Here is a 16464-nt window from a genome sequence, read left to right on the forward strand (position 1 = left end):
ACATGCTCAGGCTCGGCCTTCCCATCGCCCTTGGCGGATTTTTCCTTGATCAGGCGACGAAGTGGTGGGTCCTGAACCATGTTATGAACCCGCCTCAGGTCATCCCCGTCACCGGCTTCTTTAATCTCGTGCTCGGCTTCAATACCGGCGTGAGCTTCGGATTGTTCGGCCAGGCGCCGGCTTGGCTCCTGATGGCGTTCACGCTCGCTATAGTCGCTGGCCTCCTTGTCTGGATCCATCGAAGCGACAGCCGCCTGACGGCATCCGCCCTCGGGCTCGTGGTTGGGGGGGCGCTCGGCAATCTGCTCGACCGGCTGCGGCAGGGTGCGGTGGCGGATTTCCTGGATTTTTACATTGGCAGCTATCATTGGCCCGCCTTCAACCTTGCCGACGTGGCGATTGTCTGTGGGGTCGGGCTTTTGCTGGTGGAGAGCGTTCTGGCACGAGGCAAAACAAAGGCTGCATGAACAGAAGTCCTCGCCAGCTATCCGAAACTATCGCCGCAAAATTCCCGGAACCTGCAACGTAGCGGGATTTAGAAGTAGTGCGACATGGCAATGGCTCGGGCGGGCTTAGCCGCAGCAGGCAGACGCTCTCGTCTGCTGCGCGCGATGCCTCGGCTTGCAGATTGCGGGGCGCGGGCTGAGACGCACAATCGTCCGGTCTTTCTCGATCTCGATTCCGGCCCCGTCATAGACCTGCATCGGCTCACCGGGCCGGCTCACCTCCCATGTCAACCGCGCGTCCGTGTCAAGCTGGACCCTGCTGCCGACCTTTCCCAAGATTGACCGGAACTTGGCGACGGTCATCGGCATGCTGCCTTCGGTCGGGGGAATATCCTCGACCTGCAAGACCGTCTCCCGCCACGCATCGGGATTGCCGCCGCAATCGAGCGTGACGAAGGAACCGGCCTTGACCTCCGTGATGTGATAGCCGGCCTGCACCTGCTGCCCGTCGCCATAGGCGAGCACAAGAACCTTGTCGGCATGGCCCTCCAAAATATCGAGGATCGCCCCGAGCGAGGCAACATCAGGAAATTCTGTGATTAAGGGGCTGGCGTAAGCGTTCATGTCCGTGTATCCATGATTCAACTACTCTTGAGATGTTGAGGCATACATGAACGAAAAGCAAGCCCTCTCTGCCTTCGCGGCGCTCTCGCAGGAAACCCGGCTGCGCATCGTGCGCCTGCTGGTGACGGCCGGCCCGGAAGGGATGCCGGCCGGCGCGATCGGGGAAGCGATGGACGGCGCATCGTCGTCGCGCATGTCCTTCCACCTGAGCCACCTTGAACAAGCCGACCTCATCGAGTCGCGGCGCGACGGGCGCTCGATCATCTACAGCGCCTCCTATCCGGCGCTGTCCGGCCTGCTCGAATTTCTCATGCGCGATTGCTGCCAAGGCCACCCGGACGTGTGCAACCCGGCAGTCGCCGCGCTGTCCTGCTGCAAACCGACGAAAGGCGTCACCCATGCCTGAGCCTATGGCCAATCACTCCGATAGAATCTTCAACGTGCTGTTTCTTTGCACCGGAAATTCCGCCCGCTCGATCCTTGCCGAAAGCATCTTGAACAAGGATGGTGCGGGTCGCTTCCGGGCCTATTCGGCTGGAAGCCAGCCCAAAGGCGAAGTGAACCCGCTCGCCCTGAAGGTACTCGAAAGCTACGACTACCCGGCTGAAGGCTTCCGATCGAAAGGATGGGAAGAATTCTCCGGCCCCGACGCGCCGGTGATGGATTTCGTGTTCACCGTCTGCGACAACGCGGCCGGCGAAGCCTGTCCGGTCTGGCCGGGCCAGCCGATGACCGCGCATTGGGGTATCGAAGACCCCGCCACCGTCGAGGGCACCGAGATTCAGCGCATGGCGGCTTTTGTCACGGCGTTTCGCTACATGAAAACCCGGATTTCGGTCTTCGTGGCCTTGCCCGTCGCCAGCCTCGATAAATCGTCGCTCAATATGAAGCTCAACGAAATCGGTCAATCCGAAGGGGCAGCCTCGCCCCGCTCTGGCGCGGCGTGAGGCAATCCATGGATGTCATTGTCTACCACAATCCCGATTGCGGCACCTCGCGCAATACGCTCGGCCTGATCCGCAATTCCGGCGTCGAGCCGCATATCATCGAATATCTGAAAACCCCGCCCTCACGGGCGCTGCTCGCGCAACTCATCGAGCGCGCCAGCCTGACGGCCCGCTCGATCTTGCGGGAGAAAGGAACGCCCTATGCCGACCTCGGCCTTGGCGATCCAGAATTGAGCGATGACGCATTGCTCGACGCCATGATGGCGCACCCGATCCTCATCAATCGCCCCCTCGTCGTCACCCCCCAAGGGGTCAAGCTCTGCCGACCGTCCGAAGCCGTTCTTGATCTGCTGCCCCCACAACGGGGCGAGTTCGTCAAAGAGGATGGCGAGCGGATCATTGACGAACATGGACGGCGCGTTGCTTCCGCCTGACTTTCAGCCTGCGATTGGAGAATACTGATGGCTTCCCTCAAGCCAGCTTCCCGCCTTGGTTTCCTCGACCGCTATCTGACGGTGTGGATTTTCGCCGCGATGGCACTCGGCGTCGTGCTGGGCACGATATTCACCGGCTTGCCGGAAGCTCTCAACGCCATGTCGGTCGGCACCACCAACATACCGATCGCCATCGGCCTGATCCTGATGATGTATCCGCCGCTCGCCAAGGTGCGCTACGAAGAACTGCACCGGGTCTTTTCCGACAAGCGAGTGCTGATCCTTTCGCTGGTACAAAACTGGATCATCGGCCCGACGCTGATGTTCGCGCTGGCCGTGATCTTCCTGCGCGACCACCCGGAATACATGACAGGACTGATCCTGATCGGACTCGCCCGCTGCATCGCTATGGTGCTGGTCTGGAACCAACTCGCGCGCGGCGACAATCAATATGTCGCCGGTCTGGTTGCCTTCAACTCGATATTCCAGATTCTGTTCTTCTCCACCTATGCGTGGTTTTTCCTTTCCGTCTTGCCACCCCTCTTCGGCCTTGAGGGCAGCGTCATAGACGTGAGCTTCTGGACCATTACCGAAGCGGTGCTGATCTATCTCGGCATTCCCTTCCTCGCCGGGTTCCTGACGCGCCGCATCCTCATCGCTCGCAAAGGCGCGGGCTGGTATGAGCACGAATTTCTGCCGCGCATCAGCCCCATAACGCTAGCCGCGCTGCTGTTCACCATTGTCGCCATGTTCAGCCTCAAGGGCGCGGACGTGGTGTCGCTGCCTCTCGATGTCCTGCGCATAGCCATTCCCCTGGCGCTTTATTTCGTCATCCAGTTCCTCATCAGCTTCGCGATGGGCCGGCTGATCGAGGCGGATTATCCGCGCACCACGGCCATCGCCTTCACCGCTGCCGGCAATAATTTCGAGTTGGCCATCGCGGTCGCCATCGCGGCATTCGGTCTCGCATCGCCGGTGGCCTTCGCCGCCGTCATCGGCCCGCTCGTGGAAGTGCCCGCACTGATCCTGCTCGTTCATGTCGCGCTCAGGCTCGGCGCGAAGTGGTTTCCCGAGAAAGGGACGCCCGTTGCCGTTCCGGCCGAGGCCAAGCCATGACGGTTTCCGACCTTCCTAATGTGGTCCGCGCGGTGCTCGACAGCCCATCGGCTGAACGCCTACGAACGACGCCCTCTGCTCATCCGCCGCGCATTCTCCTGCTCTACGGCTCGTTGCGTGAACGCTCCTATAGCAAGCTGCTCACGCTCGAAGCCGAACGGCTCCTCAACCACTTCGGCGCGGAAACCCGTGTGTTCGATCCGCACGGCCTGCCGCTGCCTGATGGTGCGCCCGTTGATCATCCGAAGGTGCAGGAGCTTCGGAAACTTTCGGAATGGTCCGAAGGGCAGGTCTGGACCAGCCCCGAACGTCACGGTGCCATGAGCGGAGTCCTCAAGGCGCAAATCGACTGGATACCGCTCGCGGTTGGCGCAGTTCGCCCCACCCAGGGCCGCACATTGGCCGTGATGCAAGTCTCTGGCGGCTCGCAGAGTTTCAACGCCGTCAACCAACTTCGCGTCCTCGGCCGCTGGATGCGGATGATCACCATCCCCAACCAGTCCTCGGTCGCCAAGGCATATCAGGAGTTCGACGAAGCGGGTCGAATGAAGCCTTCATCCTATTACGACCGGGTGGTCGATGTGATGGAGGAACTGGTGAAGTTCACGCTTCTGACCCGCGACGTCGCTCCTTACCTCACCGACCGCTACAGCGAGCGCAAGGAAACCGCCCAAAAGCTGGAAGAGCGTATGGCGCTCAAGCGCGTCCGGTGACGACAAACCTGCCGGCTCAAACGGGCCTGTCTCCCGACGCGAGAAGGTGGCCCGTCATCTCCGCGCTCGGCATCGTACAGATATTTGCATGGGGCAGCTCCTATTACCTGCTCGCCGTTCTCGCCGCCCCGATCGCGGCCGATACGGGTTGGCCGCTTTCATGGATCGTCGGCGCTCTCTCCATTGGCCTGCTCGCGGCCGGCGTCGTTTCCCCGCGCGTGGGTGACGCCATTGGCCAGCACGGCGGGCGTCCCATCCTTGCTCTGGCTTGCCTGCTGTTCGCTGCCGGCCTCGTCATCCTTGCGGCTGCGCCGTCCCTATGGGTATTCGTCGCCGGATGGATCGTGCTCGGTATCGGCATGGGGGCCGGCCTTTATGATGCGGCATTTGCCACGCTCGGGGGCTATTATGGCCGTTCCGCGCGATCCGCCATCACTACACTGACCTTGTGGGGCGGCTTCGCAAGCACGGTCTGCTGGCCGCTCTCGGCCTTGTTTCTGGAGCATCTGGGATGGCGCGGGGCCTGCATGGCCTATGCCGGCATTCATCTCGCGATCTGCCTGCCGCTCGTGCTGCTGGTCCTTCCGAGCAACGGCAAGCCCAGGCCGATCGGTGGCAAAGACCAAGCTCCTGCGATCAAGCTGCGCGACCATGAGCGCCGGGCCTATCTGATCATGATGGCGATCGTGGTGCTGGCCGGATTGGGCGTCACCATCATATCGGTGCATCTGCTGACCCTGTTGCAGCAACGCGGGCTGTCGCTGGGCGAAGCTGTAGCCCTCGGCGCGCTGATAGGCCCGGCCCAAGTCGCCGGCCGAATTGGCGAAATGGCGAGCGGGGGGAGGCATCATCCCTTCTGGACACTCGCGGCCGCCTCCGTCCTGAGCGCGGCAGGGGTGACGATGCTCGCGGCAGGTTTTCTCATCATCGGCCTGTCGCTCATCCTCTACGGGGCCGGCAATGGCATCTTCTCGATCGCCAAGGGTGCGCTCCCGCTCGCCCTGTTCGGACCTTCCCGCTATGCGCCGATCATGGGGCGGCTTGCCCGGCCCAGTCTCGTCGCCCAAGCTGCCGGCCCAACCGTGGGTGCGATCCTGCTTTCGGTCGGGGGCACCGATCAAACTCTTGTGGCGCTGGCAGCTCTCGCCATCGCCAATCTCGCCCTCGTCGCGCTGTTATGGGGGCCGATCAAAGGAGAAGCGGGAAGCAACGATAAGTTTTGAGAAGCCGTCACGAAGATCCCTGATTTTTGTAGCAGGTCAGGCCAACGTTGAATTTTCAGGGGAATTTCTGTCGCAAATGTCGCGTGCGAAAGTCAAAATTGTGCGACTGATTTTTGCGACACGTCGCGGCCCGGAATCCGGGCCGCAATGGATTACCGCTCTTCCCGCTGCTGTGGTGCTGGACCGATTGTAGCGGGTTCCCCTTCGATGATGCGGATCGGCACGCCCAAAGCAGCCGAAAGGGATGCTTCGCTGCCACCGGCAAGCTCTGTTCCGGGGAGAACCGTAAGAACCACATATCCGGTGCGCTCATCGACATATCCGCCGTAGCCATCGGGAAGAACGCGCGTAATCATCTGGCGGTCATCCAACGCGGCGACCAGTTGATCGACGGTATGGGATGCGCCTGTCAGGACTTCGACACGCACCCGATCTTCGCCCAATTGGTACTGAAGCGTGCCCGCATCCCGGTCTCCCGTTAGCCTGACGACGACATGGAAATCGGGCTCGCGCTCGATGAAGATACCGGCGATACGGTCGCGGAAACGCTCCTGTAGGGCGGCCGAAAGCGGGCCGGTGTCCGGCTCCATCTCATGCGAGGGGATTTCAGGAACATAGTTCTCAGGCAACCCGGCCGGTCTGGCGGACGTGGGCGCCTCCGCGCCTGCCACGGATGCTGCCGCGACAAACACCGTTGCGCCAAAAGCCCCCGCCCATACCCTATTCATTTGTGGTTTTGCCGCGTGCTTCGAAGAGCGCGGCCTTGTCTTCCGCGGGGCTGATGAAACCGTCGCCATCGGTGTCGATCTGGTCGAAGACTTCATCGGTCATGTTCGGATTCCCGGCTTTCGCCTCTTCCCGGCTCAGCTTGCCGTCGCCATCCGTGTCGCCCGCGTCCCATTCGGCCTGCCATGCGGCTTCGTCAAAATCTGCGGGCGGTTCCGTCTGGGCGAAGGCAGGGACGGCGAGACCGATGGCGAACAGGCTGGCAATGGCAAGTCTCAAGGCTGTTCCTCCAAAGTCGAGTGAATATACAGCCATCACCTTAGGATAATTCGCGAAAATCCCAAAGACCGCGACAGTCGCGAAGGCCGCTTCCGGCGGATCCTTGTTACTGCTCAGCCAACCGGGAGCGGGAACTCGTGTCAACGACTAAGGCGGCCAAATTCAACTCTCTGATCCGTCACATCCTCCGACACCTCCTGCCGCAGCTTCGGTCCCTGTGCGAGGCGGCGACCGAGCGCGGTGATGAACGCCTCGTATCGCTCCGCTGATTTGGCCTTCGCGGCCTTTGCCGCCGGCTCAGGCAAGGCCGGTGTGGTGTTGACCCAGAAGCGGATGAAGACCGCCAGGCTTTCGACGGCGATGCCGACGTCTCGTTCAAGCCGGTCCATGCGGCGATCGAGTCGATCGAGGCGCTTGGCGATTATCGCCTCTCGGCGTTCGGCATCGTCGGGAGACAGGAATGAGGCGATGGCCGCCTCGCCGATCATCGACTGCGACCGGTCCCGCCGCGCGGCAAACTCGGTCAGGGCTTTTTCGACATCGGGGTCCAGATAGACGGTGAGTTTTTTCTTCTTCCGGAGATTGGCCATGGCGCTACAGCTCCATGCCGTCGTTCGGGTCCATGGCAACCTGCCGGGCAATGCCCTGCACCTGGCGGATCATGCGCCGATTTTGCATGGCCTCTTCCTCAACTTCATCGGGCGGCGCGATCTCGAATTCGTTCTCGAGGGGCTTTTTCTTCTCCACGGGCTTTACGCGGCTGAGTTCAGGCTGCAATCGGCGTTCGGATTCGGTCGGATCTTCGTCATTGGTTCTCTGGTCGCCGTGATCCGTGGCGCCTTCCGGTCGCGCCGGGATCGGAAGCTTGGTCCAGTCGTCGGGCCGCGTTTCTTCGGGACCTTTCAATTCAGGCGGTGACAGAACGCGCTCGCGAAACCGGGCGTCCTCGTAATAGCGCGCCTTCGTCGCCCGGATCGGGGGGATGCCCGCCACCATGACGATCTCCTCATGTGGGGGAAGCTGCATGATCTCGCCCGGCGTCAGCAACTGGCGCGCGGTTTCCGAGCGCGAGACCATAAGGTGCCCGAGCCAGGGCGACAGGCGATGGCCGGCATAGTTCTTCATCGCCTTCATCTCGGTGGCGGTGCCGAGCGCATCCGACACCCGTTTCGCCGTGCGCTCGTCGTTGGTGGCGAAGCTGACGCGGACATGGCAGTTGTCGAGGATCGAGTTGTTCGGCCCGTAGGCTTTCTCGATCTGGTTCAGCGACTGCGCGATCAGGAATGATTTCAGACCGTAGCCGGCCATGAAAGCCAGCGCGGTCTCGAAGAAATCGAGCCTGCCCAGCGCCGGAAACTCGTCCAGCATCAGAAGGAGCCGATGCCGCCCGGCGTTCGCCTGCAGGTCTTCGGTCAGGCGACGGCCGATCTGATTGAGCAGCAATCGCATCAGCGGCTTGGTGCGGTTGATGTCGGAGGGCGGCACGACGAGGTAAAGCGTGACCGGCTGATCGCCTCCCACAATATCGCTGATGCGCCAGTCGGAGCGGCGTGTGACTTCGGCCACGACCGGATCGCGATACAGGCCGAGAAACGACATCGCCGTCGACAACACGCCGCTGCGCTCGTTCTCGGACTTGTTGCGCAGCTCGCGCGCGGCGCTGGCAACGACCGGGTGCGGCCCCGCTTCGCCCAGATGCGCGGTCTTCATCATGGCGCGCAACGTGGAATCCACCGGGCGCTTCGGATCGGACAGGAATTTGGCCACACCTGCCAGGGTCTTGTCGGGTTCGGCGTAAAGCACATGCAGGATGGCGCCCACCAGCAGCGAATGGCTGGTCTTTTCCCAATGGTTGCGCTTGTCGAGACTGCCTTCCGGATCGACGAGGATGTCGGCGATGTTCTGGACGTCGCGCACCTCCCACTCGCCGCGGCGCACTTCCAGCAGCGGATTGTAGGCCGAGGATTTCGGGTTGGTCGGGTCGAAGAGCAGCACGCGGCCGTGCTGCGAGCGGAAGCCGGAGGTGAGCTGCCAGTTCTCACCCTTGATGTCGTGGACGATGGCCGACCCCGGCCAGGTCAGCAGCGACGGGACGACGAGGCCGACGCCTTTGCCCGAACGTGTCGGGGCAAAGCACAGGACATGCTCCGGCCCGTCATGGCGTAGATAGTCCTTCTCGTAACGGCCGAGAACAACACCATCGGGATCGAGCAGGCCCGCCGCCTTGATCTCTCCTTTCCCGGCCCATCGCGCCGAGCCATAGGTGGCGACGTTTTTCGCCTCGCGCGCCCGCCAGACCGACATGCCGATGGCGACGGCAATGGCGATGAAGCCGCCCGATGCCGCGATGATCCCGCCCTTGGCGAAGATCGGCGGCGCATAGGCTTCGTAGAAATACCACCACCAGAAGATCGCGGGCGGATAATAGATCGGCACGCCGAACATCACGAACCAGGGCGGCCCGAGTTGCGCCTGATAACCGAGGCTCGAGGCGACATACTGGGTCGCGCCCCAGGTGGTGGCGAGGATGATGAGGAAGACGATGGTGATCTGTCCCCAGAGGATCTTGGTCGCGGACATTGCGATGGTCCTTTCTGGTTGAGGCTAAAGGCCGAGGGAGCGCTTGCGCCCGAAGTCCCAATCTACGCCGCCATCATCGCGGGCTACGCCGGAGACGTGACGGCCGATCTGTTTTTCGAGAGAGGGCGACCAGGGCACGAGCTGGAAGCCGAGGCCGTCGTCGATCATGGCGAAGCGGCCGGAGGCGAGCGCGAAACGCTGGCGATAGGAGCCGGCGACATATTCGCCGCTGGCTGCGCGCTCGAAGGACATGCCGGTCTCGGTTGCGAGCTTCTCGCCGAGGTTGTCGAGTTCGCGTTGGCGCAAGGTGCTGAGCAGCCGGCGCGCGAAGACGACGCGACCGCCCTGCCGCTCGGCAAAGCCCTCGCCGATCAGATGTTCAGCGCGTTCGTCCAGAGCCTGACGGACCTCAGCGCCGAAACCGCTGTCCGACAGCGCGATCGGATCGCGGGCGATGGCCTGCCGGTCGAGCCAGGTCGCGCCCGAGGCGCCGACTTGCGCACCAAGATCGAGATCGGCGCGGACGGCGAGCGCGACGCGGCGCTGCCCCTGCGGGTCCTCCCAGGATCGCAACTCGACGATGGAACCGGGCGGACTGTCGCCGGCGGCGTCGAGATGCGGCAGCTTGATGTGATGGGTCCGCCCGTCGGTGCCGTCGACCACGGCATAAGCGGTGCCCTTCAACTCGTCGTCGAGGCCGCGCTCGACCAGGCGGCCGATGACGGGAACGTCAAGGCTTTCGCCGGCGAGGACATAGCTGGCCGAGCCGCGTTCGATGCCGCGTTCGGTCAGGGCACGGTGCATGCGCTTGATGATGTCGCCGCGCTCGCCCAGTTCACGCAGGACCGCTTCGGCTTCGGGCTTGATGAACCATTGCGAGAGGCCGATCTCTTCGGCAAGCCCGCGGATTTCAAGGGTTCGCAGCCGCCCCACCTTCAGAGTATGAAACTCGTCCGGCTGGCGGTCGGGAAGCGGGGCAAGGTCGATGATGCCGGACTTGCCGGCGTCGCGCACAAGCTGCCGGTCGAGCTGCGTCCAGCGTTCCGCCTCGACCTGCCGCTCCAGATTGCGGTGGATCTCCAGATCGGTGCGGGGCCCGAGTTCCTGCGTGACCAGATCCTGCGCACGGGCGCGCATGCCCTCCTTGAGGTAGTCGCGGGAAATCACCAGGTCCTGGCCATCGTCGGTGCGGCCGCGCAGGATGATATGGATATGGGGATTGTCGGTGTTCCAGTGATCGACGGCGACCCAATCGAGGCGCGTGCCGAGATCCTTCTCCATCTGCCCCATCAGCTCGCGGGCGTGATCCTTCAGATTGGCCATGTCCACCGCGTCTTCGGGCGAGACGATGAAGCGGAAATGATGCCTGTCGTCCTGGCACTTTTCCGCGAAAGCGCCGACATCCATGTCGTCCCTTTCCGGGCCGAACATCCGCGCCTTTTCCCCGTCGCGGGTCACGCCATCGCGGCGCAGATAATTAAGGTGTGCGCCGAGCGGAGCCGAGCGTGCCGTTTGGCGAACCACGCGGGTCTTGATGACGGCGATGCGCGAGCGTCCGGTGAGAAGCCGGTTGGCCTGGATGCTGGCGCGCTGACCGCGCCCGAAGCGTGAGCGGTTGCCCGAGGTGATCTTGCCGGAGCGCGAGACGCGTCCGCCGGCTTTCTGGGCGGCGGCGAGCGCCTGGGCGACAAAGGGCCTCGCCTGTTGCGCGCGGGTCGAGCGGATACGGCCCGGACGGATGCGGAACTCGTTGTCATCGGACATGGGGCGCCCCCGCACGGTGCAAATCATCAAGGAAAATCAGGAAGAGGAGCGCGCAGCGCACGGTGCGCGCCAGCGCCGCACGGTGCGGGACGCGCCGGAAACCTGAACAAAAACAACCGCCCGCCACAGCCGCACCGTGCGGCCTTTTATCTCGCCATCTTTCGGTCGTGGTGCCTGCCGCCACCCTCTGCGCCCTCCATGACACGCCAGCGCCCGATGGGATGCGAATTGCGGTGCCGCTGCTCATGGCCGGTCCCCACCGGCATCGCGGGCGACGAACAGCCCCTCCGACTGCAAGGCGGTGAGTGCGTCCGGTGCCGCCGGGACGAGCGAAGGGGCATCGTCCGGCGTGCGGTCGGGGGACGCGGGATCGGCAGCGGAAGCGCCGATTTCACGCGCGACGAAGAGCGCCGCCTCGCGCCAGTCGGGCGGCGGAGCGACCGTCGAGCCGCTGCCGGAAGGCCGCTCGCCGAGCAGGATCGGCGTCAAAGCAGCGACATAGGCGCGCGTCTCGGCAGGCAGCGGACGAGCCGTCGCGCGGTATTCATCGTAGCGACCGGGACCGGCATTGTAGGCCGCGAGCATCGCGGCAACATTGCCGTAGCGATCCCACATCTCGCGTAGGTAGGCGGTGCCCGCGAGGATGTTGTCGCGCGGCTCGAAGGGGTCGCGGCCGAGAGCATGGCGGATGCGCAGCTCCGCCCAAGTCGAGGGCATGACCTGCATCAGCCCCATCGCGCCGGCAGACGATATGGCGTGCATATTGCCCGCGCTTTCGACCTGCATCACGGCGATGATCCATGCCGCCGGGATGCCGAACCGCTGCGAAGCCTCTTCGATATGGGCGCCGTGCGGATGCACGGCGACGGCACGACCCATCACGGCGATCTGCGCCAGGCCGGGCAGCGGGGCAATGGCTGTGACGAACAGGCCGGAAAGAAGAAGGAGGAGGATGCGGCGGCGGGCGCCACATCTCCCCGAGGCGGGACGGATGCAGGACGTGACCATGATCACTCCTGCTCGTCGCGCTTCTTTTGGCGGGTCCAGTGCAAGCCCCAGTCGCGGCCGTCTTCGTCCGACTGGAACAGGCGGGCGCGGATCGGCTGCTGGAAAACTGGATCGTCGAGAAGCACGGAGACGAACGGTCCCGCGCGCTCGCCGGAATGTTTCCAGCCTGCGCCGACTTCCGGCCCATACTCATCGCCGAGATGGATGCGATAGGCAGGCGCCTTGTCGGCGTCCGCATTTTCCGACGGCGTAAAGGTCAGCTCGACGTCCAGCGAGAGCGTGCGGAGTCGCCCGGAATAGCCGGACGGGGTGCGGGTAAACTGGCCGATCTGTGCCATGGAAGGCTCCTTTCCTATGCGGTGGAGAAGACGCGGGACGGCTCAACGGCCCCGCTCTGGACGCGCTGTCACCGCATCGGCGCGCGCCAGACAAAGCGGCCCTCGCCGTCTTCGTCGGTGAAAAGCGGGATCGCGTGGCCGATCACCGCCGAGGCGGGGAACGGGCCGAAATAGCGGCCGTCGAGGCTGTCGCCGACGTCCGGGTTCATCAGGAACACTTCGCCCTCGGCGATGACGCGACAGCCCTGCCAGACCGGCAGGTCTCGGCCGAAGCTGTCGTGGTCGCGCGCCTCGCCGAGCGGAACGCCGTCGACGATAATGGCGCGGCCATCGCGGCACAGGCGCTGTCCGGGCAGGCCGAGAACGTGCTTCAGAAGCGGCACGTCGCGTGCGACGTAGCCGCGCTCGACCATAAACGAGGCGAAGGGTTCGGGTGGGATGACGGCGACCAGATCGGGCACCGCGATCCGGTCGTCGGGTGCGACAGTATAGAACCCGATCGGCACGCTGGCCGATGCGTTCCAGACCAGCCTTGGCGCAGTCGGAACGAATCCGGCAAAGGCGATCCCGAGCGTGGCAACCGTCGTCACCATGACATAGCGAAAGCGCGTCATGGGGCGATCTCCCGCCGCCAGAGCCATGCCTGATGACGCTCCGCGGTGTAGGGACGCGGCGCTTCGCCTGCGTTTATCCAGTGGGAGACGTGCCGCCAATGATCGGGATCGACTTGGGCCGGATCGACACCTATGGCCTCGATCCCGTCGACATGGCGAAGGACAGCCTCGACCTTCGGCCAGCCTTCGATCTTCAGCAGGATTTCGCCGCCTGGACGGACGAAGGGCAGCGTCTGATAGGACTGGCCCGGCGCAACCGCGCGCAGGATGTCGAGGCGCGAAATGATCGTGCCGTGGTCGTTCGCCGCCCAGCGGACGAACGCAAACACCGTGCCGGGATGGAAGAATACAACACGCCGGTTGCGATCGAGGATCTGCTCACCAGTCGCATGGCCGAATCTGATCCAGTATTCGGTCTTGCCTTCCACCCAGGTCAGTTCCGCGCGGGTCAGATCGCCGTCATGGGCGTCGATGCCGATCATGGGCGGTCTCCCCCTATGTCGGGAAACTCGCGCGCCAGCAGGTCGCGCAGCATGTCGGCGACGGTGATGCCGCGCTGGAAGGCCGCGATCTTGATGCGGCCGCGCAGCGCCGGCGTGATGTCCACGGTCAGCCGCGCCGAATAGGCGTCGGCGGTATCCGTGCGCTTTGGCGGCGCGTCGCCGGCCTTGATCCAGCTATCGGGATCGGCCGGGCGCGTAGCGAAGCAGCGCTTCTCGGTGCGCGCCGTCATGACGAAATTCCGTCATGGAATGGCAGCACGGTGGCGATGCGCGCCCGCGCGCACTCGGCCATGTCGGGGTCGATCTCGCAGCCGAGATAGCGCCGGCCGGAAAGCCGGCAGGCTTCCCCGGCCGCGCCGGAACCGGCGAACCAGTCGCCGACCAGGCCGCCTTCGGGGCAGCTCGTGCGGATCAGGATCTCCAGGAGCGCCGACGGCTTTTCGGTCGGATGGATGGCGCGGCCGTGGCAGTTGCGCAGGTAGATGACCGAGCGCATGAGGCGCGGCCCGCCGTCATGGCTGACATAATGGCCGGCGTCGATCTGGCCGGTATGGGGCGGGCGCTGCTTGCGCCGCACCGTGCGGGCCGTCGCGTCGGGCGTGGTCTGGACGTCGTTGTAGATGTCACGCCAAGCGGTCTCGGCGGGATAGAACTGGACGGCCAGTTCATGCACCCGCTTGAAGCGGTCGGCATGAAAGCCGGTGCCGTTCTGCTTTTCCCAGACGATCTCCTGCGCGATCCGCAAGCCGGCGTCAGTGAAGCGGTCGGCGGTCGCCATGAAGCTGCGCAGCGAGCCGAAGACCCAGAGCGAGCCGGTCGGCCTGAGGGCGGCGCGCGCCAGCACGACCCAGCCCTCGACGCGCCGATCCCAGGCGAGCGAAGTGTCGCCATAGGGCGGATCGGCGATGATCATGTCGTAGGGTGCGTGCCAGGGCATTTCTTCGCGGCAGTCGCCGGTAAGGATCGTCATGCCGATACCCTCCCGATCCCCAGCAGGCCGATCTCGGCGGCCAGGGCGGCAATCTCGCGCGCGGCGGGTGATCGGCGCCCGATCTCGCGGACGAGCCGCCCGGTCTGCGCGGCGTCGGCGAAGACGACGCGCTGGCCGATGGCGCTGGTGAGCACGGGAGGATCGTGGTCCGCCAGCGTCTCGGCGGTCTCGCGGGCGATGACGGTGCGGGCACCGCAGCGGTTGAGCACGAAGCGGGCAACGAGCTGGGGCCGGTAGATGCGCGCCTCCGCCAGGAGGGCGAGCATCTCCGCCGAAGCCCAGCCGTCGAACGGCGATGGCTGCACCGGGATCAGCACGAGATCGGCGGCGAGCAGCGCGGAGCGCATGAGGCCGGCGACGCGCGGTGGCCCGTCGATGACGATGCGATCGACATCGCGGGCGAGTTCGGGCGCTTCGCGATGCAGCGTGTCGCGGGCCAGGCCAACGGTGCCGAAGGCGCGTGGCAGGCCCTCACGCGCGCGTTGTTGCGACCAGTCGAGGGCGGAGCCTTGCGGATCGGCGTCGATCAGGGTGACGCGCTTGCCACCCTGAGCCAGTTCACCGGCAAGATGCAGCGCCAGCGTCGTCTTGCCGACACCGCCCTTCTGGTTGAGGAGCGCGATGATCATTTGCACCCCCCCGGCAGATCGAGAGGCAGGCGGGGTCTTTCTGCAGATTCAGGAGCCTCGGTTGCGCCTCGATCAGATGCCGGTCGAGGCGATGCCGGGGCGTCGGATGCCCTCTTCTTAGCGGCTCTACCAAGGCTTCTGGCGGTGTCGCGGATGAGGTTTTCCACATCGCGCGCGCGCTCTTCAAAGTTAGACTCTTTGTTAGACTCTAAGTTAAGGGCGCGATTTCCTGAATGGGTTCCGGGTGTTAAGCCCGGTTTCGGTTCCTGATAGCACGAGCCTCCGGTTCCCGATAGCACGATAGTCCGGGTTCCCGATAGCACGAGGCCATCCACAGGTTTTCCACAGGGCGCGAGCGGCTCGAAGGCCAGCAGCATTCGCCCGCCGACCTCGGCCTCGAGAAACAGCGAATAGCCCGGCAGCGGCTGGCGCCGGATGATGTCGCGCAACTCGAAGGCGAAGCGCTTGAACGGCGACAGGCTGCCGGATTTCTGGTGAAGGTGACGGAAATCGAACCGCCAGCCATCGCGCTGGCGGCCGCCGTGCTTGCGCACCAGGCGGTAGAGCCAGCGGTCGAGGCCGCCGGTGAGATCGAAATAGGTCCGGTCGATGGTCAGCACGAGCGCATCGTCGAGGACGGCCTGGTAGAACCAGTCCGGCACGATCATCTCGATGCCATCGGGTCTGCCGCTATGGTCGGTGCGTTCCTGCCATTCGTTGATCCAGGAGAAGCGATGCCGGCGCCCTTCGACCGGCTGGCGGATCGAGGTGGAAATCGTGGTCGATTGCAGCCGGTCGAGCGCCGCCTTCAGGCGCTGATAGTCGCGCAAGCCGGTGCCGCGCCCGACATAGGTGAGAATCTCGTAGGGCGTGGCGGCCATCAGCCGGGAGGTGCGAAGGCCGCTGTCGCGGGCTTCGACGATCTGGCTCGCCGCCCAGATCAGAATATCGGCGTCCCAGATCGTGGCCATGCCGTGATCGGGAACAGCCTCGACCCGGATGGAGACATTGCCGGCGGCGAAGTCGATGGGCGCGATGCGCTTCGACTTGGCGAGGGAGAAGAAGGGATAGGCCATGAGATCCTGCGCGTCTCGTGGCGCGAAATCGCCGGGGAGCGCCCGGAACAGGTCGAGCTGCCCGCGCTCAGAAAGGGATCGGCGTCGCACCGTCATGAAGGGAACCGGCTGCGATCAGCGGGCGTAACGACCGGCCTGCGGGCCGGACGGAAACGCATGACGCTTGGCGGGCAGCACGGAGCCGCGCGGATCGGAGGTGGAGGTCACCGCGCCGCGCTCGGTCCAGGCCTCAAGATCGTCGATGGCATAGACCACACGGCCGCCAAGCTTGCGATAGGCTGGCCCGGTTCCGTAGGTGCGGTGCTTTTCGAGGGTCCGGGCCGAGAGGCTGAGAAAGGTCGCGGCCTCCTTGGTCCGTAGAAAACGCGGCGGCAGGACGACGGGTTCATGTGGCATGATCGGGCCTCCGTGGGGTTGCAAGCGGCCGCTGCGGATCAGCGGCGGGCAATGACC

At 64.5% G+C, this 16464-nt stretch carries 22 protein-coding genes; 7 read left to right on the plus strand and 15 right to left on the minus strand.

All coding sequences use genetic code 11. The annotated features are described in order from the left end of the window. Positions 1-2: 2 nt before the first annotated feature. A complete protein-coding gene (lspA, locus tag OHI65_RS01715; protein ID WP_012092646.1) occupies positions 3-467 on the plus strand; it encodes a signal peptidase II in 465 nt (154 codons plus the stop codon). A gap of 105 nt (positions 468-572) precedes the next feature. On the opposite strand, the gene OHI65_RS01720 is transcribed toward lspA, so the two are convergent. Next, the gene (locus OHI65_RS01720) at positions 573-1070 is read right to left on the minus strand and encodes a DUF6428 family protein (protein ID WP_012092645.1); all 498 of its coding nucleotides are present in this window, start codon (positions 1068-1070) and stop codon (positions 573-575) included. 46 nt (positions 1071-1116) lie between these two features. Here OHI65_RS01720 and OHI65_RS01725 point away from each other — a divergent pair, with 46 nt between their 5' ends. From OHI65_RS01725 to OHI65_RS01750, 6 genes are read left to right on the plus strand one after another with little or no spacing between them, the layout of a single operon-like run. Beyond that, entirely contained in the window at positions 1117-1476 is a 360-nt protein-coding gene (locus OHI65_RS01725; RefSeq protein ID WP_012092644.1) for an ArsR/SmtB family transcription factor, read from the plus strand. Then, entirely contained in the window at positions 1469-2017 is a 549-nt protein-coding gene (locus OHI65_RS01730; protein WP_012092643.1) for an arsenate reductase ArsC, read from the plus strand. Before OHI65_RS01725 ends, OHI65_RS01730 begins: the two co-directional genes overlap by 8 nt. An 8-nt stretch (positions 2018-2025) precedes the next feature. Then, positions 2026-2451, plus strand: coding sequence for an arsenate reductase (glutaredoxin) (gene arsC, locus OHI65_RS01735; protein WP_012092642.1), 426 nt, complete (start codon positions 2026-2028; stop codon positions 2449-2451). Between the two features lie 27 nt (positions 2452-2478). After that, positions 2479-3567: an ACR3 family arsenite efflux transporter gene (gene arsB, locus OHI65_RS01740; RefSeq protein ID WP_012092641.1), complete on the plus strand. Its 1089-nt coding sequence runs from the start codon at positions 2479-2481 to the stop codon at positions 3565-3567. Then, on the plus strand, positions 3564-4280 hold the full coding sequence (arsH, locus tag OHI65_RS01745; protein ID WP_012092640.1) for an arsenical resistance protein ArsH: 717 nt from the start codon (positions 3564-3566) through the stop codon (positions 4278-4280). Before arsB ends, arsH begins: the two co-directional genes overlap by 4 nt. Further along, positions 4277-5503, plus strand: a complete 1227-nt coding sequence (locus tag OHI65_RS01750) for an MFS transporter (protein ID WP_012092639.1) — start codon at positions 4277-4279, stop codon at positions 5501-5503. The genes arsH and OHI65_RS01750 overlap by 4 nt, the downstream gene beginning before the upstream one ends. 152 nt (positions 5504-5655) lie before the next feature. Here the strand turns inward: OHI65_RS01750 and OHI65_RS01755 are convergent, their stop codons facing one another. The 14 genes from OHI65_RS01755 to OHI65_RS01820 all read right to left on the minus strand — a co-directional run bounded on the left by OHI65_RS01755 (position 5656) and on the right by OHI65_RS01820 (position 16407). Then, positions 5656-6231, minus strand: coding sequence for a hypothetical protein (locus OHI65_RS01755; RefSeq protein ID WP_028034399.1), 576 nt, complete (start codon positions 6229-6231; stop codon positions 5656-5658). Continuing rightward, positions 6224-6508, minus strand: coding sequence for a hypothetical protein (locus tag OHI65_RS01760; protein ID WP_036749074.1), 285 nt, complete (start codon positions 6506-6508; stop codon positions 6224-6226). The genes OHI65_RS01755 and OHI65_RS01760 overlap by 8 nt, the downstream gene beginning before the upstream one ends. A gap of 140 nt (positions 6509-6648) precedes the next feature. Further along, positions 6649-7098, minus strand: a complete 450-nt coding sequence (locus OHI65_RS01765; protein ID WP_012092637.1) for a CopG family transcriptional regulator — start codon at positions 7096-7098, stop codon at positions 6649-6651. 4 nt (positions 7099-7102) lie between these two features. Next, entirely contained in the window at positions 7103-9088 is a 1986-nt protein-coding gene (locus OHI65_RS01770; RefSeq protein WP_012092636.1) for a conjugal transfer protein TraG, read from the minus strand. Positions 9089-9112: 24 nt separating this feature from the next. Next, positions 9113-10852 (minus strand): relaxase/mobilization nuclease domain-containing protein, encoded by a 1740-nt coding sequence (locus tag OHI65_RS01775; protein ID WP_012092635.1) that lies wholly within the window; start codon positions 10850-10852, stop codon positions 9113-9115. Between the two features lie 243 nt (positions 10853-11095). Then, on the minus strand, positions 11096-11860 hold the full coding sequence (locus tag OHI65_RS01780) for a lytic transglycosylase domain-containing protein (RefSeq protein ID WP_012092634.1): 765 nt from the start codon (positions 11858-11860) through the stop codon (positions 11096-11098). A 2-nt stretch (positions 11861-11862) separates the two neighbouring features. After that, on the minus strand, positions 11863-12198 hold the full coding sequence (locus tag OHI65_RS01785) for a DUF736 domain-containing protein (protein WP_012092633.1): 336 nt from the start codon (positions 12196-12198) through the stop codon (positions 11863-11865). Between the two features lie 68 nt (positions 12199-12266). Continuing rightward, entirely contained in the window at positions 12267-12812 is a 546-nt protein-coding gene (locus OHI65_RS01790; RefSeq protein ID WP_012092632.1) for a S26 family signal peptidase, read from the minus strand. Beyond that, complete coding sequence (locus OHI65_RS01795) at positions 12809-13294, minus strand: DUF2840 domain-containing protein (protein WP_012092631.1); 486 nt, start codon at positions 13292-13294, stop codon at positions 12809-12811. Before OHI65_RS01795 ends, OHI65_RS01790 begins: the two co-directional genes overlap by 4 nt. Further along, positions 13291-13545, minus strand: coding sequence for a hypothetical protein (locus tag OHI65_RS01800; RefSeq protein WP_012092630.1), 255 nt, complete (start codon positions 13543-13545; stop codon positions 13291-13293). Before OHI65_RS01800 ends, OHI65_RS01795 begins: the two co-directional genes overlap by 4 nt. Further along, the gene (locus OHI65_RS01805; protein ID WP_012092629.1) at positions 13542-14285 is read right to left on the minus strand and encodes a DNA-methyltransferase; all 744 of its coding nucleotides are present in this window, start codon (positions 14283-14285) and stop codon (positions 13542-13544) included. Before OHI65_RS01805 ends, OHI65_RS01800 begins: the two co-directional genes overlap by 4 nt. Then, positions 14282-14935 carry a ParA family partition ATPase gene (parA, locus tag OHI65_RS01810; RefSeq protein WP_012092628.1) on the minus strand — a complete coding sequence of 218 codons (654 nt, stop codon included), beginning with the start codon at positions 14933-14935 and terminating at the stop codon, positions 14282-14284. The genes OHI65_RS01805 and parA overlap by 4 nt, the downstream gene beginning before the upstream one ends. Continuing rightward, positions 14932-16107 carry a replication initiator protein A gene (locus OHI65_RS01815; protein WP_012092627.1) on the minus strand — a complete coding sequence of 392 codons (1176 nt, stop codon included), beginning with the start codon at positions 16105-16107 and terminating at the stop codon, positions 14932-14934. The genes parA and OHI65_RS01815 overlap by 4 nt, the downstream gene beginning before the upstream one ends. A gap of 18 nt (positions 16108-16125) precedes the next feature. Further along, positions 16126-16407, minus strand: coding sequence for a helix-turn-helix transcriptional regulator (locus tag OHI65_RS01820; RefSeq protein WP_012092626.1), 282 nt, complete (start codon positions 16405-16407; stop codon positions 16126-16128). Positions 16408-16464: the final 57 nt, after the last annotated feature.

The organism is Brucella sp. MAB-22 (assembly GCF_025908475.1).
In the GTDB taxonomy this organism is placed as follows: Bacteria; Pseudomonadota; Alphaproteobacteria; order Rhizobiales; family Rhizobiaceae; genus Brucella; species Brucella anthropi.

Bases quoted from the DNA above. Each gene is read 5' to 3' on its own strand.
- lspA (WP_012092646.1), top strand. From the start codon at position 3: ATGCTCAGGCTCGGCCTTCCCATCGCCCTTGGCGGATTTTTCCTTGAT.
- OHI65_RS01720 (WP_012092645.1), bottom strand. From the start codon at position 1,070: ATGAACGCTTACGCCAGCCCCTTAATCACAGAATTTCCTGATGTTGCC.
- OHI65_RS01725 (WP_012092644.1), top strand. From the start codon at position 1,117: ATGAACGAAAAGCAAGCCCTCTCTGCCTTCGCGGCGCTCTCGCAGGAA.
- OHI65_RS01730 (WP_012092643.1), top strand. From the start codon at position 1,469: ATGCCTGAGCCTATGGCCAATCACTCCGATAGAATCTTCAACGTGCTG.
- arsC (WP_012092642.1), top strand. From the start codon at position 2,026: ATGGATGTCATTGTCTACCACAATCCCGATTGCGGCACCTCGCGCAAT.
- arsB (WP_012092641.1), top strand. From the start codon at position 2,479: ATGGCTTCCCTCAAGCCAGCTTCCCGCCTTGGTTTCCTCGACCGCTAT.
- arsH (WP_012092640.1), top strand. From the start codon at position 3,564: ATGACGGTTTCCGACCTTCCTAATGTGGTCCGCGCGGTGCTCGACAGC.
- OHI65_RS01755 (WP_028034399.1), bottom strand. From the start codon at position 6,231: ATGAATAGGGTATGGGCGGGGGCTTTTGGCGCAACGGTGTTTGTCGCG.
- OHI65_RS01765 (WP_012092637.1), bottom strand. From the start codon at position 7,098: ATGGCCAATCTCCGGAAGAAGAAAAAACTCACCGTCTATCTGGACCCC.
- OHI65_RS01770 (WP_012092636.1), bottom strand. From the start codon at position 9,088: ATGTCCGCGACCAAGATCCTCTGGGGACAGATCACCATCGTCTTCCTC.
- OHI65_RS01775 (WP_012092635.1), bottom strand. From the start codon at position 10,852: ATGTCCGATGACAACGAGTTCCGCATCCGTCCGGGCCGTATCCGCTCG.
- OHI65_RS01780 (WP_012092634.1), bottom strand. From the start codon at position 11,860: ATGGTCACGTCCTGCATCCGTCCCGCCTCGGGGAGATGTGGCGCCCGC.
- OHI65_RS01785 (WP_012092633.1), bottom strand. From the start codon at position 12,198: ATGGCACAGATCGGCCAGTTTACCCGCACCCCGTCCGGCTATTCCGGG.
- OHI65_RS01790 (WP_012092632.1), bottom strand. From the start codon at position 12,812: ATGACGCGCTTTCGCTATGTCATGGTGACGACGGTTGCCACGCTCGGG.
- OHI65_RS01795 (WP_012092631.1), bottom strand. From the start codon at position 13,294: ATGATCGGCATCGACGCCCATGACGGCGATCTGACCCGCGCGGAACTG.
- OHI65_RS01800 (WP_012092630.1), bottom strand. From the start codon at position 13,545: ATGACGGCGCGCACCGAGAAGCGCTGCTTCGCTACGCGCCCGGCCGAT.
- OHI65_RS01805 (WP_012092629.1), bottom strand. From the start codon at position 14,285: ATGACGATCCTTACCGGCGACTGCCGCGAAGAAATGCCCTGGCACGCA.
- parA (WP_012092628.1), bottom strand. From the start codon at position 14,935: ATGATCATCGCGCTCCTCAACCAGAAGGGCGGTGTCGGCAAGACGACG.
- OHI65_RS01815 (WP_012092627.1), bottom strand. From the start codon at position 16,107: ATGACGGTGCGACGCCGATCCCTTTCTGAGCGCGGGCAGCTCGACCTG.
- OHI65_RS01820 (WP_012092626.1), bottom strand. From the start codon at position 16,407: ATGCCACATGAACCCGTCGTCCTGCCGCCGCGTTTTCTACGGACCAAG.